This is a genomic window from Dyella sp., assembly GCF_035508675.1.
Taxonomy (GTDB): domain Bacteria; phylum Pseudomonadota; class Gammaproteobacteria; order Xanthomonadales; family Rhodanobacteraceae; genus Dyella_B.
Genome location: NZ_DATJMN010000198.1, coordinates 1 through 2,319, shown reverse-complemented (window position 1 = coordinate 2,319; position 2,319 = coordinate 1). Strand labels below are relative to the sequence as shown.

The following is a 2,319-nucleotide window of genomic DNA, read 5'->3' as shown; positions in this document are numbered from 1 at the left end:
GAAGCGCTGTCCGTTTCGGTGCAAGAGCATGGCAAGCCTGCCGTGGATGCATTGATCGCTGAGATTCCGCAAACCACGGACCCGGCCTTGCGCAACGCCATGCTGCAAGGTTTGAGCGCCGCGGAAACGCCGGAACTGGCGGATGAAGCACGCGATTTCGCGCTGACCAAGCAGGTGAAGGTCGGCGAGATGGCGGCGATCCTGCGTGGTGGCCGCGATACCTCCGCCGAGCGCGATGCGCTGTGGCATTGGTTCACGGGTCACTACGACCAAGTGCTGGCGCGTACCGGCAGCTTCGCCAGCGGCATGCTGCCGCGACTGGTGGGCGGCGGCAGCTGCTCCAAGGCCGAAGCGGATCGTCTGCAGACCTATTTCGAGCCGCGCTTGAAAGACATCACGGGCGCCGATCGCGGGCTTGCGCAGACGCGCGAACAGACCTTGTTGTGTGCCGCGTTGAAGGCAAAGCAGGATCCGGCAGCGATCTTGCGCTGATAACGATTTAACGCAGTCGACGAACGCCGGACGGTGCATGCCGTCCGGCTTTTTTTTGCCCTCAGGGGGCCGCCAAAAAATCTCTGTACACTGAATGGAACTCGACCAGGGGGGGCCTTATGCGCCAGTGGAAATGGATGTTCGGGCTGTTGTTCGTCGCCGTGTCGTTGCATGCGCAAGACGTACCCACCGCATTGCGGGACTGGCAGGGTTGGGTATTGCATGACGCGCCTTCGCACGCATGCCCGTTCCTTGCCAATAGCAATCCGGATACGGATACATATCAATGCATTTGGCCGGGTCGATTGAGCGTGGAAGCAGGCAAAGATGGCGGGACTTTCAGCCTCGATGTAAAGGTGGACGCGCCCAGTTGGGTCGAGCTTCCCGGGGACGAGCGCAGCTGGCCGCAGCAAGTGACGGCAAATAACAAGGCTTTGCCCGTACTCAGTCGTGACGACCATCCGGCACTGTGGCTGGAGCCCGGCAGTTACACCGTGCATGGCAATCTTCCTTGGGACTCCCGGCCTTCGCGCTTGCGGGTGCCGCCAGGCATCGGGCTGGTTTCCGTCGGTTTGGACGGCCATGCGGTAGAGCGCATCGAACGCAATGGCGATCAACTCACACTGGGCGAAGCTGCCGCCGCGCAGCGCCAGGCCGATGCGATTTCGGTACGAATTTATCGGCATGTCACCGATGGGCTGCCGCCGATGTTGGAAACGCAACTGCAGGTCAACGTTACCGGCAGTGCGCGGGAGCAATGGCTGGGACCTGTTTTACCGAAAGGCTTCATTGCCACGTCGCTCGACAGTGAATTGCCGGCGCAACTCGATAGCGATGGACGTCTTCGCGTGCAGTTGCGCCCAGGGCAGTGGCGAGTGATTCTCTCCGCGCGCGGTATCGACACCTTGCATGCGGTGAATATTTCGATGCCTGCCGAGCCTTGGCCAAAGCAGGAAATATGGAGCTACAGCGACGACCCCTCGTTGCGCAGTACGCGCGTCGACGGCCATGTTACCGATGCGGGGCAGGCGGGGGTTCCCGATAATTGGCGCCAATTGCCCGCCTATGTGCTCGACAGCGGCAATGGACTCACGGTTGAACAAGGTGTGCGCGGCGGTGAGGGCGGACCCGGCGATCAGGTCCACCTTCAACGCGAAATGTGGCTCGACTTCCATGGACGCGGTCTGAGCGTCAGCGACCATCTCACCGGCAAACTGCAGCATGCGCAACGCCTGGATGTTGCTGCGCCATGGCGACTGCAGCGTGCCGCGCAAGGAGGCACGCCATTGCTCGTGACACAGGAGGGCAATGGTCATACCGGTGTCGAATTGCGCAACGCGAATCTGGATTTGAAAGCCGGATTGCGTATCGACGATCGCGGCGGTTCGCTGCCGAGTATTGGATGGCTTACGTCGGTGGAGGATATCGATGCCGTGCTGCATCTTCCTTACGGCTATCGCTTGCTCGGCGCGAGCGGTGTGGATCGTTCGCCGGATTCGTGGATCGCGCAATGGAGCCTCCTGGATCTCTTTATTGTCGCTTTGATCGCGTTGCTCGCCGGCCGTCTGCTGGGCTGGCGTTGGGCGCTATTGGCGGCGTTGTTCCTGATTCTGTCACTGCACGAAGCGGGTGCTCCACGTTGGATGCTGGGTTTGGCGCTCGCGTTTGCGTTGCTGATGCGTGCTTTGCCACCCGGCAGGTTGCGGCAGGTTTCGCGGATCATCGCATCGCTAGCGTTGGCCCTGACGGTGCTATGGACACTGCCATTCGCCAAAACGCAGTTGGAGGATGCCTTGCATCCGCAGCTTGAGAACAACGGTGGTTATG

General features: G+C 61.1%; 1 protein-coding gene and 1 pseudogene. Both read left to right on the top strand.

Going from position 1 to position 2,319, the window contains the following annotated elements:
* On the top strand, positions 1–492 hold a 492-nt coding region (locus VMA74_RS10580), incomplete at its 5' end, for an ERAP1-like C-terminal domain-containing protein (protein ID WP_325366724.1).
* Positions 493–611: 119 nt separating this feature from the next.
* A pseudogene (locus VMA74_RS10575) lies at positions 612–2,319 on the top strand (hypothetical protein); the annotation flags it as partial.